The 13,332-nt window shown below is 71.2% G+C and carries 10 protein-coding genes; 3 read left to right on the forward strand and 7 right to left on the reverse strand.

Features of this window, described 5'->3' with window-relative positions; all coding sequences use genetic code 11:
* Nucleotides 1-76 precede the first annotated feature (76 nt).
* Together sfnG and JOD31_RS08835 are read left to right on the forward strand one after the other, a co-directional pair.
* Nucleotides 77-1,204 carry a dimethylsulfone monooxygenase SfnG gene (gene sfnG, locus JOD31_RS08830; RefSeq protein WP_204949967.1) on the forward strand — a complete coding sequence of 376 codons (1,128 nt, stop codon included), beginning with the start codon at nucleotides 77-79 and terminating at the stop codon, nucleotides 1,202-1,204.
* A gap of 13 nt (nucleotides 1,205-1,217) precedes the next feature.
* Nucleotides 1,218-2,486 (forward strand): SfnB family sulfur acquisition oxidoreductase, encoded by a 1,269-nt coding sequence (locus JOD31_RS08835; RefSeq protein WP_204949968.1) that lies wholly within the window; start codon nucleotides 1,218-1,220, stop codon nucleotides 2,484-2,486.
* Between the two features lie 226 nt (nucleotides 2,487-2,712).
* On the opposite strand, the gene JOD31_RS08840 is transcribed toward JOD31_RS08835, so the two are convergent.
* Complete coding sequence (locus tag JOD31_RS08840; RefSeq protein ID WP_204949969.1) at nucleotides 2,713-5,178, reverse strand: DNA translocase FtsK; 2,466 nt, start codon at nucleotides 5,176-5,178, stop codon at nucleotides 2,713-2,715.
* Between the two features lie 251 nt (nucleotides 5,179-5,429).
* Between JOD31_RS08840 and JOD31_RS08845 the strand changes: the two genes are divergently transcribed.
* Nucleotides 5,430-6,149, forward strand: a complete 720-nt coding sequence (locus JOD31_RS08845) for a response regulator transcription factor (protein WP_204949970.1) — start codon at nucleotides 5,430-5,432, stop codon at nucleotides 6,147-6,149.
* On the opposite strand, the gene JOD31_RS08850 is transcribed toward JOD31_RS08845, so the two are convergent.
* The 6 genes from JOD31_RS08850 to JOD31_RS08875 all read right to left on the reverse strand — a co-directional run bounded on the left by JOD31_RS08850 (nucleotide 6,107) and on the right by JOD31_RS08875 (nucleotide 12,902).
* Nucleotides 6,107-8,782 carry an HWE histidine kinase domain-containing protein gene (locus tag JOD31_RS08850; protein WP_271206115.1) on the reverse strand — a complete coding sequence of 892 codons (2,676 nt, stop codon included), beginning with the start codon at nucleotides 8,780-8,782 and terminating at the stop codon, nucleotides 6,107-6,109. The genes JOD31_RS08845 and JOD31_RS08850 overlap by 43 nt on opposite strands.
* A 106-nt stretch (nucleotides 8,783-8,888) precedes the next feature.
* Nucleotides 8,889-9,638, reverse strand: coding sequence for an FAD-binding oxidoreductase (locus JOD31_RS08855; RefSeq protein ID WP_204949971.1), 750 nt, complete (start codon nucleotides 9,636-9,638; stop codon nucleotides 8,889-8,891).
* Nucleotides 9,635-10,243, reverse strand: a complete 609-nt coding sequence (locus tag JOD31_RS08860) for a sulfite oxidase-like oxidoreductase (protein ID WP_204949972.1) — start codon at nucleotides 10,241-10,243, stop codon at nucleotides 9,635-9,637. Before JOD31_RS08860 ends, JOD31_RS08855 begins: the two co-directional genes overlap by 4 nt.
* Before the next feature lie 69 nt (nucleotides 10,244-10,312).
* Nucleotides 10,313-10,951: a response regulator transcription factor gene (locus JOD31_RS08865; protein ID WP_020187541.1), complete on the reverse strand. Its 639-nt coding sequence runs from the start codon at nucleotides 10,949-10,951 to the stop codon at nucleotides 10,313-10,315.
* Nucleotides 10,948-12,396: an ATP-binding protein gene (locus JOD31_RS19745; protein ID WP_204949973.1), complete on the reverse strand. Its 1,449-nt coding sequence runs from the start codon at nucleotides 12,394-12,396 to the stop codon at nucleotides 10,948-10,950. Before JOD31_RS19745 ends, JOD31_RS08865 begins: the two co-directional genes overlap by 4 nt.
* Nucleotides 12,393-12,902 (reverse strand): hypothetical protein, encoded by a 510-nt coding sequence (locus tag JOD31_RS08875; RefSeq protein ID WP_271206116.1) that lies wholly within the window; start codon nucleotides 12,900-12,902, stop codon nucleotides 12,393-12,395. Before JOD31_RS08875 ends, JOD31_RS19745 begins: the two co-directional genes overlap by 4 nt.
* Between the last annotated feature and the right edge of the window lie 430 nt (nucleotides 12,903-13,332).

A 13,332-nucleotide genomic window follows, 5' to 3' on the forward strand; every position in this document is an offset into this window, starting at 1 on the left:
CATTTCCTGGGCCATAAAATCTATTTAATCAGTAGATTTAATTGAGAGACGGTGACCCCGCCTCGAAGGAGCCCCCATGTCCGCATCCGACGACCGCAACGCCGAGCCGCTGAAGTTCGCCTACTGGGTCCCGAACGTCTCGGGAGGCCTGGTGATCTCCGACATCGAACAGCGCACCAGCTGGGACATCGGCTACAATCGCAAGCTCGCCCAGATCGCGGAAGCCGCCGGCTTTGAGTACGGCCTGACGCAGATCCGCTTCACCGCCGGCTATGGCGCGGAAAACCAGCACGAGTCCGTCGCCTTCAGCCACGCGCTGCTGGCCGCGACGGAGAAGCTCAAGATCATCGCCGCCCTGCTGCCGGGGCCGTGGAACCCGACGCTCGCAGCCAAGCAGATCGCGACCATCAACAACCTCACCGAGGGCCGGATCGCGATCAACCTCGTCTCCGGCTGGTTCAGCGGCGAGTTCCGGGCGATCGGCGAGCCCTGGCTCGACCACGACGAACGCTACCGCCGCTCCGAGGAGTTCATCCGGAGCTTGCGCGGCATCTGGACCGAGGACAGCTTCACCTTCGCCGGCGACTTCTACCGCTACCGCAACTATTCGCTGAAGCCGAAGCCGATCGACCCGCAGCCCGAGATCTTCCAGGGCGGCTCGTCCCGCGCCGCGCGCGACATGGCGGCCCGGGTGTCGGACTGGTACTTCACCAACGGCAACACGCCGGAGAACGTGGCGAAGCAGGTCGAGGACGTGCAGGCCAAGGCCGCGGCGCTCGGCCGGCGGGTGAAGATCGGCGTCAACGCCTTCGCCGTCGCCCGCGACACCGAGGCCGAGGCCCGCGCGGTGGTGGACGAGATCGTCGCCAAGGCGAACCCGGAGGCCGTCAACGCCTTCGGCCACGAGGTGAAGAACGCCGGCAAGGCCTCGCCCGAGGGCGAAGGCAACTGGGCCAAGTCCACCTTCGAAGACCTCGTCCAGTACAACGACGGCTTCAAGTCGAACCTGATCGGTACGCCGCGCCAGATCGCCGAGCGCATCCTCGACCTCAAGCACGCGGGCGTGGACCTGGTGCTGCTCGGCTTCCTGCACTTCCAGGAGGAGGTGGAGTTCTTCGGCCGCGAGGTCATCCCGCTCGTGCGCGACCTCGAGGCCAAGACCGAGGCCAAGACCGGGCGCCAGCCCGCGCGCGCCGCGGCCTGAGAGGAGATCCGCGATGAACGCCCAGACCCCCGTCCGCCTCGCCGCCGTCGGCGAGGCGCCTTCCGAACCCGTCGGCGCGCCCGCCCTGCCTCGCCCGACACGGCCGGCCCACGTCATCCGCAGCGACGCGGAGGCGCTCGACGTCGCGGGCCATCTCGCCGAGGAGTTCGCCAAGGGCGCCTCGGAGCGCGACAGGACGCGGCGGCCGCCCGCGGCCGAACTCGACCTGTTCTCCCAGAGCGGCCTGTGGTCCATCAACGTGCCGAAAGCCTACGGCGGGCCGGAGGTCTCCTACGTCACCCTCGCCGAGGTGATCGCGCGGATCTCGGCGGCCGATCCCTCCCTCGGCCAGATCCCGCAGAACCACCTCGGCGTGGTGGCCGCGATCCGCACCGTCTCCGACCACCGGCAGAAGCAGCTGCTGTTCGGCGAGGTCCTGCGCGGCGCGCGCTTCGGCAACGCCTTTTCGGAGTTCGGCTCCAAGCGCGCCGCGGAGTTTGAGACGCGCTTCACCGACGAGGGCGACCACGTGGTCGTCACCGGTCGCAAGTTCTACGCGACCGGCGCCCTACTCGCGCATCTCGTGCCGATCGTGGCGCTCGACGACGAGGGCCGCGCGTTCTACGCCATCGCCGAGCGCGACGCGCGGGGCCTGACCGTGATCGACGACTGGTCGGGCTTCGGCCAGCGCTCCACCGGGAGCGGCACGGTGATCCTCGACCAGGTGCGGGTGCCGAAGACGCACCTCGTGCCCGGCTATCTCGGCTACGCCCGGCCCACGGCGGACGGCGCGATCTTCCAGATCATCCAGGCCGCGGTCGACGCCGGCATCGCCCGCGCGGCGCTCGCCGACACGATCGCCTTCCTGCGCACCCGCTCGCGGCCCTGGGTCGACAGCGGGCTCGACCGCGCGTCCGACGACCCGTACGTGGTCCACGCCATCGGCGACCTCAGCCTGCGTCTGCACGCGGCCGAGGCGCTGCTGGAGAAGGCCGGCCTCGCCGTCGACCGGGCGGTGGCGGACGCGACGGCGGAGACCGTCGCCGACGCGCAGATCGCGGTGGCGGAGGCGAAGGTGCTCACCACCGAGGTCGCGCTCGACGCCTCCTCGAAACTGTTCGAGCTCGCCGGCGCGCGCTCGACGCTCGCCGAGCACAATCTCGACCGCCACTGGCGCAACGCCCGCACCCACACGCTGCATGATCCGGTGCGCTGGAAGTACAAGATCCTCGGCGACTACGCCCTGAACGGCGTCAAGCCGCCGCTGCACGCCTGGAGCTGAGGCGCAAAACGCTTCCGGATAGACCGCGGGAATCCCTCCTCGCGCCGCAGGCGTGGGGAAGGTGGCCTCGGCGCGAGCCGAGGTCGGGTGGGGTCTTTGGCATAGGGCGCGACGGCGTGGAGTTTGGTTCTGAGCCCCACCCCACCCGGCCGGCCTCCGGCCGTCCACCCTCCCCTGTCCCAGGGGAGGGATCCCGCGTTCTACTTAGGAACGCAGCGCGGTCGCCTCACTGCCCCCGGAAGATCTCGCGCTTGCCGGCGTGGTTGGCCGGGCCGACGATGCCCTCGTTCTCCATCCGCTCCATGATCGAGGCGGCGCGGTTGTAGCCGATCTGCAGACGGCGCTGGATGTAGGAGGTCGAGGCCTTGCGGTCGCGCAGCACGACGGCCACCGCCTGGTCGTAGGCGTCGCCGCCCTCCTCGCCGAACTCGCCCGCGTCGAACACCGCGACGTCCTCGGACAGGCCCTCGCCGTCCTCGGCGCCCGCCTCCTCCTCGTCGTCCGCCGTGACGGCCTCGAGATACTCCGGCCGGCCCTGCAGCTTGAGATGGTCGACGACCTTCTCGACCTCTGCGTCGGAGACGAACGGGCCGTGAACGCGCAGGATGCGGCCGCCGCCGGCCATGTGCAGCATGTCGCCCTGGCCCAGAAGCTGCTCCGCGCCCATCTCGCCGAGGATCGTGCGGCTGTCGATCTTCGAAGTCACCTGGAAGGAGATCCGGGTCGGGAAGTTCGCCTTGATCGTGCCGGTGATCACGTCGACCGAAGGACGCTGCGTCGCCATCACGATGTGGATGCCGGCCGCGCGCGCCATCTGCGCCAGACGCTGGATCGCGCCCTCGATCTCCTTGCCGGCCACCATCATCAAGTCGGCCATCTCGTCGACGATGACGACGATGTAGGGCAGCTGCGTGAGGTCCATGACCTCGTCTTCGTAGGTCGGCTGGCCGGTCTCGCGGTCGAAGCCGGTCTGCACCGTGCGCACCACCGTCTCGCCCTTCGCCGTCGCTTCGGCCGCGCGGGCGTTGAAGCCGTCGATGTTGCGGACGCCGAGCTTCGACATCTTGCGGTAGCGGTCCTCCATCTCCCGGACCGCCCATTTCAGCGCGATCACCGCCTTCTTCGGGTCGGTCACGACGGGCGTCAGCAGGTGGGGGATGCCTTCGTAGACCGAGAGCTCCAGCATCTTCGGGTCCACCATGATCAGCCGGCACTTCTCCGGCGGATGCATGTAGAGCAGGCTCAGGATCATCGTGTTGATAGCGACCGACTTGCCCGAGCCGGTGGTGCCGGCGACGAGCAGGTGGGGCATCTTGGCGAGGTCGGCGATCACCGGCTCGCCGCCGATGGTCTTGCCGAGGCACATGGCGAGCTTCTGCTTGGTCTCGCCGAACTCCGGCGTCTCGAGCAGCTCGCGCAGGTAGACGGTCTCGCGCTTGGCGTTCGGCAGCTCGATGCCGATGACGTTGCGGCCCTCGACCACCGCCACGCGGGCCGACACCGCGCTCATGGAGCGGGCGATGTCTGAGGCGAGCGCGATGACGCGGCTCGACTTCACGCCGGGCGCCGGCTCGAACTCGTAGAGCGTGACCACGGGGCCGGGGTTGGCGTCGATGATCTCGCCGCGCACGCCGAAGTCCTGCAGCGTCTGCTGCAGCTTCAGCGAGTTCTTGTTCAGGAACTCCTCGGAGTGCTCGAAGCACGGCTCGCTCGCGGCGGCTTCCGCCAGCAGCTCCAGCGGCGGCAGCTCGTAGACGTCGGAGGCCGGCGACGGCGCGGGCGCGCGGCGCGGCGCGGGCGCTGAAGCGATCGGCGCGATCGGCGCGACCGCCGCCTGCGGAGCCGGGACGGGCGCCTTCGCGCGCACGGGCGCCGGGGGCGCCTCGACGACCGGCGGCGCCGCGGGGGCGGGGGTCGCGACCTGGGCCGCCGGCGCAACGGCGGGGACGGCGGCCGGGATCGGCGCAGGCGGCGGCGCGATGGGGGCCGGCTCGGGCGCGGCGGGCGCCACCGGCGCCCAGGCGAAGGACGCAGAGTAGCTGACCGGCGCGAAGGAGCCGAAGGGGCTTCCGAGCGAACCGGTGATGAAGGCGGCGGGCGCCTCCGCGGCCGGCTCCGGCGCGGTCTCATCCACGGCGGCCGACGGCCGCTCGTTGTCCTGCTCGCCCGGCGTCTCGGGCGCGTCGTCGTCGAGGCGGATCACCTCCGCGAGGCGGCGCAGGCGCGCGGGCTGCAGCGGCCGCGCGGGCGGGGCGCCGACGTCCGTGAAGGCCATGGCGGCGATCGCGTCGGCCGCGGCTTCCGGGTCGATCGTCGCGGCGTCGGACGGCGCGTTCGCGCTCTGCGTCGGTCCGCGGAGGATGCTGTCCGGCGTGCGCGTGAAGCGCGCGTTCGGGCCGATGGCGAACGGCCGCAGCCAGCTCGGAACGGCGGACGGCGCCGGCGCGAGCCCCTCGACGATGAATTCGATCCGCGGCGCCTGCAGGGCCTGCTCGAGACCGGCGAGCAGGCTCGGGTCTACGGCCACGGAGCCGTCGAGGGTTTCGTCGCGGGCGGCGCGCCGTTCGCGCAGGACGCGGTCGGGAGTGCGGCTGGTGCGCACCTCGCCGGCCGCGGCGCCGCGGCGCGGGTCCGCGGGCTGGCGACGGCCGTCGGCGTCGAAGGAAGCGGGCGGTCGGCCGGAAGAGCGCATGAGTCGCTGACCCCGTCTTGAAGGGCGCTGGCGCGCCGGATTTCGCTGTGCCTCCAGTTAGGAAGGCCAGGGTTAACGAAGGGTGGAGCGATCGACGTATCCCGCCCGCCGTCGCCCGCGATCCACAGCCGCAGGGCGCGGTCTCCCGCGCGAGGGACAGCCGCATCGCCTCGGCGCTACAGCATAGGTAGCGCTTCACCTCGTCGAAGCGGACAGGCATCGTGCCCCGGGACATGAACTTCCGCGGACAGATGAAACTTATCATAATAAAAAAATCAGAAGATCTTGCGCACAGGCTGTCGGATGCGGCTGAGGCGGAAGGCTATACATTCGAACTTGTCACGGACGCGCCCGAGGAGGGCGCGCCGAGCGTCGCCGGCGGCCGCGACGTCGCGGTGATCGCGGCGGCAACGGCGGGTCCTGCGGTCGCCGACGAGGTGGCGATGCTGCGGGCGCGGCACCCTAAGCTCTACGTCATCGTCGCCGCCGCGGCCGACGATCTCGAGGCCCGGCTGGCCTGCTACGAGGCCGGCGCCGACGACTGCCTGGCGCCGCCGTTCGCGCCGCGCGAATTTGCAGCGAAGCTCGCGGCGATCCGCCGCCGCCGCGCGGCCGGCGACCCGATTCCGCTGCTGGCGGGGCGCGACGCGCGGCTCGACGCCGGCGCTCTCGTCCTGCGTGCGGACGGCCGCAGCCGCGGCGTCACCAAGCGCGAGGCGGACCTGCTCGTGCTGCTGGCGCGGGCCGCGGGAACGCCGGTCGCCCGCGAAGAGGTGCTGCGCAAGGCCTGGGGCGCGCCGGCGCGGATGACCCCGAACTCGGTCGACGTCTATGTCGGCTACGCCCGGCGCAAGCTCGACCTGCTCGGCGCAGACGTCACCATCGAGACCGTGCGCGGCGTCGGCTTCCGCCTCGCGCCGCGCGCGGCTCACGCGACGGGAAGCGTCTCGCGGAGCGACCGCTCCTCGTAGGGCTTCGGAATGATCGCGACGTCCGCGAACCGGTCGGGAATGGCGACGCCTTCGCCGTAGCCGGTGGCGAAGATGAACGGCATGCCGAGCTGCTTGAGGTGATCGGCCAGCTCGAAGCTGGTCTCGCCGAACAGGTTTACGTCGAGGATCGCCGCGTCGAAGGCCATCAGCGACAGGGATCGCCGTGCGTCGAGCACGCTCGCCGCGACCTCGACCGTCGCGCCCGCGCCCTCCAGCGTGGTCTGCGCGTCGAGCGCGATCATCATGCTGTCTTCCACCAGAAGAAGCCGCTTGCCGCGCAGGTTCGTGACGACCCGCGCAGGCGGCGGCGCCTCCTCCCGCCAGCCGATCTCGGTGGCGTGGCCCGGCGGCAGCCGGAAGGTGGCCTGCAGACCCTCAGGGTGAAGAGCAAGATGCGCCTCGCCCTTCAGCTCGAACGGGATCGTCTGCTCGATCACCGTGGAGCCGAAGCCGCGGCGGGTGGGCTTCTCGACCCGCGGCCCGTCCCGTTCCGTCCAGCTCAGCTCGAGCGCGCCGGAGGGCAGCGTCGACCACGCGATGGCGATGCGGCCCGCCGGCACGCTCAGCGCGCCGTATTTGGCGGCGTTGGTCATCAGCTCGTGCACCACGAGCGCGAGCGCCTGGTAGGCGCGGGCCTCGAGCTTCATCTCGGGGCCGCTCAGGATCACCCGCTCGCGCACGTTCGAGGTCCAGGCCAGCGCCTCGGCTTCCAGCAGCTGCCGCAGCGGCGCGGAGCGCCAGCCGGACAGGATGAGCTGGTCGTGCGCGTAGCCGAGCGCGCGCACGCGGCGCTCGATGTCCATCGTGAAGCTCTCGACCGAGGTCGCGCTCGACCGGCTCTGGCGCACGAGCGAGCTGATCACCGCCAGGATGTTCTTCACGCGGTGGTTCAGCTCGGCGATCAGGAACGCCTGCTTCTCCTGCGCCGCCACCCGCTCGCGGTGGATCATGTCGGCGCGCCGCAGGATCACCTCCAGCAGCGAGATCCGGAGAGCGTCCGCGATCTGCCGCTCGCCCGTCAGCCACGGCGCGGAGTGGCCGCGCACCAGTTCGCTCCAGGCCTCGAAGCTCTTGCGCGGGCTGATGCGGCCGCCCGCGGCGTTGGGTTCGACCGGCTTGTTGGGATTTCCGCCCCAGGTCACGGTGCGGACGAGTTCACGCCGGAACAGCAGCACGAAATCGGCCGGCAGCCGGGAGAACGGAATCGCCAGCACGCCGGCGACCGTCTCGGCGTGCTTGTGGGCGTTCGGCAGGAAGCCGGCCAGATGGTCGGTCACGAAGGCCGAAGCGTCGCCCCGGGCGGCGAGAAAGCGGATGATCTCGATCAGGCTCTCTTCCGGCGGCACGTCGCCGACCGTCTGGAGCTTGCCGTCGGACCACACCGCGAGGCCGTCGCAGGGGATCATGGCGCGCAGCTGGTCGCTGAACTTCGCCAGGTTGTCGAAGATCGTGTCTTCCGGCGCCATGGTCGCGAGCAGTTTGTCGAGCTGGTCGCGCGAGCGCGCCATGTAACGGAGGGTCTCCTCCTGCTCGCGGGCCTCGAGCTGGATCGACAGCACCTGGCCGAACAGCTCGATCGCGGCGCAGACCGACCCGCTCAGCCGCCGCGGCGCGTCATGGTGGCAGGCGATGAGGCCCCAGAGCTCGTCCCCGCGCATGATCGACACCGTCAGGGTGCCGAGCGTCCCCATGTTGCGCAGATACTCGATGTGGACCGGCGAGACGCTGCGCAACGTCGCGAGCCCCAGGTCCACGGGCCGGCCGTCCGACCGCAGCGCAGGCACGAGCGGCGTCGGGACATAGTCGATGTCGGGAATGAGCCGCAGGAACTGCCGCTTGTAGAGCGCGCGCGCCTGGGCGGGGATGTCGGACTCGGGGTAGCGCAGGCCGAGATAGGGCGAGAGATCGCCGCGCAGCGCCTCGGCCGCGACCTCGCCGGAACCGTCCTCCAAAAACTTGTAGACCATCACCCGATCGTAGCCCGTCACGCTCCGCACCTGCTGGGCGGCGAGGGCGAGGAAGCGGGGGATGTTCGGCGACCGCTTCAGGCTGCCGATCATGGCGCGCACGAGCGTGCTCGGGTCGACGGAGGCGGTGTCGGCGACGTCGCTGGACGAGATCTCGATGAAGGCGAGAGCGTCGTGCGCGTGGACGGCGACGTCGCAGCGGCCGAGGCCCGGCACGCCGGTCTCGCGCGCCGGCAGCCGCTCGGGCGTGCCGGAGATCATCGCGACCTGAAGCGCGTTGCGGGCGTCGTGGATCAACCGCTCGGAGAGGACGGCGGCCAGAGGCAGGCCGATCAGTTCCTCCGTCCCGCTCCGCCCCAGCGCGGCCGGCGCGTTCGCCGAGACATGGCTGACGATCCATGCCGGAAGCGCGCAGGCGATCAAAATCCCATGCGGCTGAATCGATCCCGGAATATGGATCGGCTCGCGGGCGCAGGTCGAAAGGTCGACGGAACTGGGGTCGACGGCGTTCAGGATCGCCGCCTGCGAAGCAAGAGAGCCACGCGTTGCTCTTTCCGGGCGCTCGACGCGCCTTCTGATTGCGGGACGTCGCGGAGACGCGAACGGTCGTCGGTCGCCGCCGGTGTTAGGACGACAATCTGCCACCGTGAGCGCCAAGGCCCTATGTCAATTGACATCGAAAGTTCGGAACCGCCTTCCCTGCCCCAACCCGATTTCTTTCAGGTCCCGAGGTAGTCCGCAACCGCGGAGATCACCCGCCGTAGCGCTCCGTCCGAATGGACGCCGACGCCGCGCCTCCCGCGAGCGCCGCCTCGGCGGCCGCGTTCACGAAGGGGTTCGAGCCGCAGACGAACACATGCCTGGCGGGTCCCGGCCATCCCTCGGTCGCCGCGCGCACGGATTGGGCGTCCACCCGCCCCGCGCGGTCGAACGGCCCCTGAGGAGTCTGGCGCGACAGAAGGAAGATGATCCCAAGCGAGGCGTCGGCGGCGGCCAGCGCGAGCAGCTCCTCGCGGTAGGGCGCGTCGGCCGCCGTGCGGGCGCCGAGCAGCAGGGCCGTCGGCGTCCGGTCGCGGCGCGCCGCGCGGTGGCGAACCATGGACATGAGCGGCGCGACGCCGGAGCCCGCGCCGATCAGCAGCAGCGGCCCGCCGTCCTCGACCGACCAGACGAAATGCCCCCCGATCGGCCCGCGCAGATCGATCGCGTCGCCGACCTCCGCCACCTCGTGGAAGAACGGCGAGACCTCGCCGTCCTCGAGCTTCTCGATCGCGAGCTCGAGGCGGTCCGGCGTCTCGGGCGCGGAGGCGATGGAATAGCTTCGCCGGGCCTGGTAGCCGTCGGGCGCGGTGAGACGCAGATCGACGTGCTGGCCCGCGCGGAACCGCAGCGGCGGATCGAGGCCCAGCACGATGCGCTTCACCCGCGGCGTCAGCGGCGCGGCCTCGACGATGGCGGCGGAGCGCCAGCCGGAAACCTTCGCCGCGTCGGGAAGGCTCACGCGTCGTCGTCGTAGCGCTGTTCGCGCCACGGGTCGCCGTACATGTGGTAGCCGCGAAGCTCCCAGAAGCCGGCCTCGTCGCGCTCGGTGAACTGGAGCCCGCTCAACCACTTGGCCGACTTCCAGAAATAGAGGTGCGGCACCAGCAGCCGCGCCGGGCCGCCGTGGTCCGGCTCCAGCGGCGCGCCGTCGTAGGCGGTCGCGATCATCGCCTTGCCGCCGACGAGGTCGGCGGTCGGCACGTTGGTGGTGTAGTCGTCGAAGCCGTGGGCGAGGGTGAAGCCGGTCGGCGGGGCGAGGCCCGCGGCCGCGAGGACGTCGTCGACCAGCACGCCCTCCCAGGCGGTGTCGAGTTTCGACCAGGTCGTGACGCAGTGGATGTCGCGGACATACGACGTCCGGGGCAGCGCGGAGAACTCCTCCCAGCTCCACCGTGCGACCGGGCGCGGACCGACCTTCAGCGTGAAGGACCAGTCCGCCAGCGCGATCTTCGGCGTGGGCCCGGCCGAGAGCACGGGGAAGTCCGTGGTCAGCGCCTGCCCCGGCGGGGTGCGCGCCGCGTGGTCGTCCGGCGTTCTCCGCCCCGTGAAGCCGCGCGTCGCCATGAGGTCCGCTCCCGCTGTTGCGGCCTCATTCTGGGCTGCGCGCCCCGCGGCGCGCAAGACGGGAGCGCCTCAGCGCGCCTCGAACCCGGCCCCGCTCAGCACCGCCTTGCGGACGAGGTCCTGCAGGGTGGTGACCTTGAGCTTCTCCTTGAGGCTGGAGCAGGTGTTGGCGACCGTCTTGTAGCTGACGCCGAGCGCGTCCGCGATCTGGGCGTAGGACTTGCCCTCCCCGAGCAACGCCAGCGTCTGCAGCTCGCGCGCCGTGAGGTCGCTGCGCTCCGCGCGCGCGCGCGATCCCAGAAGTGCGACCTGCACCGCCATGTCGTGGGCGATGTAGGGCTGGCCGCGCCGGACCTTCTCGATCGCCTCGAGGAAGGTCCGCGGGCCGGTGTCCTTGGCGAGGAAGCCGGTCGCGCCGGCCTTCAGCGCACGGCTCGCGATCACGGGATCGCCGTGCATGGAGAACACCAGGATCGGCGTGTGGTCGTCGTGGACCCTGAGCCGCTTGATCAGCGACAGGCCGGCGAGGCCGGCGCCGCGGATGGCGAGGTCAAGGATGATAAGTTCGGGCTTGGCACGGCGGTAGAGCTGGAAGCCGGCGAGCGCGGTCCCGGCTTCCAGCACCTCCCCGAACCCCGCGTCGAGCAGCACGCGCCGGCAGCCCTCCAGCACGATCGGATGATCGTCGATGACAAGGGCGGAACTCATGACGGGCATCCTTGAGGGCGGGGGGAAGCGGCGGGAACGAGCGGCAGAGCGACCTCGAGCGCCGCGCCGCCGAACCGGGAGTGCAGGCGGAAGCGTCCGCCGAGCGCCTGGACGCGCTCGCCGAGCCCGACCAGGCCGAAGCCTTCGCGTGCGCCGTCCGCGACGCCGGCGCCGTCGTCGCGGACGGCGATCAGCACCGCGGGCTCGCCCTCGGCGTCCGGTCCCTCGCTCAGCCGCACGTCGACGCGCGAACAGGCGGCGTGACGCAGCGCGTTGGTCACGCCCTCCTGTACGCAGCGGTAAACCGTGAGGTCGACCACCTCGCCGTAGCCGGCCTTCAGACCCTCGGCGTCGAGCGCGAAGGCGCGATCGGGATGCAGCCGCTCAAAATCGGCGATCAGCCCGCGGACCACGTCGGCGAGCGGGGCCTCGCCGAGGGCGATCGGGCGCAGGCTGCGCAGCAGCCGCACGTTCGCGCCCGAGAGCCGCTCGGACAGCTCGATCACGGTCGCGATCCGCTCGCCCGCCTCCGGGCCGAGCGCGCCCGCCGCCACCCCCGGCGCGACCGCGCGCTCGAGCGAGGCGAGGTTGGCGCGCAGGCCGAACAGGCACGGGCCGAGCTCGTCGTGCAGCTCCTTGGCGATCCGCCGGCGCTCGTCGTCCTGCAGCGTGATCATGCGCCAGGACAGCCGCGCGTTGGTGGCGCGCTCGGCGCCCAGCGCCTCCGCCAGCCGGTTGAAGCGTTCGGTGAGGGCCGCGAGCTCCCGGCTCGCCGGCGTCGGCAGCGGACGGTCGAGCCTGCGCCGCTCGAGATCCGACAGCCCCTGCGCCAGCGCGCCGAGCGGCGCGAGCACGCGGCCGAGGGCGGCGGCGAACACCGCGAGGCCGAGCGCGTTCAGCGTGACGAACAGCGCGGCGAGCGACAGCAGGTCCTCCCAGACCTCGGCGATCTCGTCCGCAGCCTCGCCGTGAATGACGACCTCGCCCTCGCGCTCGCCGTCGATCAGCACGGGCACGACGCGCCGCTCCGGCGGCGGGGCGATCAGCGCCGCGAACCACGCCGGCGGCTCCTCGCCCTCGCCATGGGCGCTCTGGGCCGGACGGGTCGCGACCTCGCGGCCGGCGCCGTCGTAGACCACGATACGGACGTGCCGGACGCCCGGCAGGGCGACCTGGACGTCCGCGATCGACCGCAGCCGGCCGAGGTCGCGTTGCAGCCGGATCAGCGTCTCCCGCACGAAGGGCTCGGCGATCTCGAGCGAGGCCGCGATCTCCACCCGCGTCGCCTCGCGCGCGTTGATCACGGTGACGACGCCCGCGGCGAGGCAGCAGGCGACGTCGATCGCCGCGACGACGCCGAGGATCCGGAGACGGAGCGAGCGCGCGGCCGGCGCCGGGCGCGCGAAGGCGGCGAGGCGGGCGAAACGGACGGTCTGCTCGCTCACGGCGCGCCGTCGCCCTCCTGCGCCGTCGGCAGCGGCTGGCGGCGCAGCGCCGCGACCGCCTGCTCGCGGCTCGCGCCGCCGAGGCGGGAGGTCACGTAGTGCTGGCAGGTCTCGCCGAAGCCCGCGCGCTCCTGCTCGGCCCCTTCCGCCACCGTCACCAGATCTTCGATGACGGCGCGCGGCGAGATCGTCACGCCGCGCTCGCCGAGCATCTCCTGGACCTGCACGGCGCGGTTCGCGATCATCCGGGGCGCCTCGGTGAAGCGGTGGTCGGCCTCCGCGATCAGCCCCCCGATGACGGCGACCTCCGGCGCGTCCGGCGCCACGTCGCGCTTGGCCTCCCGGCTCGCGAGCCAGCGCGCCGGGGACACCTTGTCCTTCACCTCGATCCAGCGCCGCTCGTGCAGCGGCTGCTCGCGCGTCAGCGCCGCCACCACGTCGCGCGGGGGCGCCTCGGGCGCAGGCTCGTCGCAGGCGGTGAGGCAGATGATCGCACCGCTCGACACGACGAGAGCTATTCTCTTAATAAGTGAATATTGAGACATGTTACGTTTTACTGCCGTTTCGCCCGGAAAATGCGGCTAAACGTTGGTCTAATGCACGGTTAGCAGCGTCGCCACCCCGACGAAAGCCGCGCGGTCGTCGCACCACGCCGAACGCCCCGCTTCCCTTAGAGAACTAAGGTTCCCTGAGTTTTGAAGGCTTTCCAACCGCGGGACGCGCCTTGCCGCGTCGCGGCAGGCGTGTAGGCAAAACTTCCCGTCTGATTTTTCCATATTCGCCAAAGACAGTCGTCGCGTCTTCGGAAAGAGTTGCGCCGCTGCAGAACGCAAGAAGCGCTCCAGGCGCCAAGTAAACGGCGGCGAACTCTAGGGATCGTTGGCCTTATGCGCGTCGCAGCGCGCCGCGGAGACGCCCGGATCAGGGCGGCCCGCA

It is taken from the genome of Methylopila capsulata (genome assembly GCF_016907975.1).
GTDB lineage: Bacteria > Pseudomonadota > Alphaproteobacteria > Rhizobiales > Methylopilaceae > Methylopila > Methylopila capsulata.

Excerpts from the sequence above, each read along its gene's own strand:
- sfnG (WP_204949967.1), top strand. The coding sequence starts at position 77 with ATGTCCGCATCCGACGACCGCAACGCCGAGCCGCTGAAGTTCGCCTAC.
- JOD31_RS08860 (WP_204949972.1), bottom strand. The coding sequence starts at position 10,243 with ATGGCGACGCGCGGCTTCACGGGGCGGAGAACGCCGGACGACCACGCG.
- JOD31_RS08865 (WP_020187541.1), bottom strand. The coding sequence starts at position 10,951 with ATGAGTTCCGCCCTTGTCATCGACGATCATCCGATCGTGCTGGAGGGC.
- JOD31_RS08845 (WP_204949970.1), top strand. The coding sequence starts at position 5,430 with ATGAAACTTATCATAATAAAAAAATCAGAAGATCTTGCGCACAGGCTG.
- JOD31_RS08840 (WP_204949969.1), bottom strand. The coding sequence starts at position 5,178 with ATGCGCTCTTCCGGCCGACCGCCCGCTTCCTTCGACGCCGACGGCCGT.
- JOD31_RS08835 (WP_204949968.1), top strand. The coding sequence starts at position 1,218 with ATGAACGCCCAGACCCCCGTCCGCCTCGCCGCCGTCGGCGAGGCGCCT.